Genomic DNA, 491 nt, shown 5'->3' with positions numbered 1-491 from the left:
CCTCCTCCCGGCAAAGAGATTTTGGGACGCCCTCATGATCAGGGATCGCTTACCGGTACCCTTGGCGGAGTGGAGCGTAATTTCAACGCAAACTCAGCGGATTTCAGCGGCGGCGACTACGATTTCATGGGGGCGGCACCAGCAAGCCCCAGCCGCGGAGGAAGAAGAGCGGGAGAGAGCGGGGGTAAACCGCCCCACATCCACTTTTCTCATTGCCCTAGCGAGTCTGACCGGCTGGATAAATGATTTAAAAAGTCAACTTCATTGAAATGATATTTTGGTATTCTGAACTCTGGATTTTGAGTGTAGAGTATTTTGATTTAAGATCGTAGATTACCATTTTGATTTTTTCGATATTAGATCTCCCTATCCCATGAATGTAAAGCACATGTATTCCGTATTGTCGATTTCTGCTCATTTTACTCTCAATTTCTTGTCTTACTTGTTCCTCTGTTCTCCCCCCTGAGACGAAAACGGTGAGGTTACCTTCT

1 protein-coding gene is annotated in these 491 nt (G+C 46.8%); it reads right to left on the bottom strand.

The window, feature by feature from the left end; translation table 11 throughout:
- Window positions 1-247 precede the first annotated feature (247 nt).
- Window positions 248-491, bottom strand: a 244-nt coding sequence (locus BP737_RS02945) for a hypothetical protein (RefSeq protein ID WP_342685922.1), incomplete at its 5' end; no start/stop codon positions are given.

This window comes from Methanoculleus sp. UBA291 (assembly GCF_002499755.1).
In the GTDB taxonomy this organism is placed as follows: Archaea; Halobacteriota; Methanomicrobia; order Methanomicrobiales; family Methanoculleaceae; genus Methanoculleus; species Methanoculleus palmolei.
The sequence above is the reverse complement of the archived record's forward strand: the minus strand, read 5'-3'. Positions and strand labels throughout refer to the sequence as shown.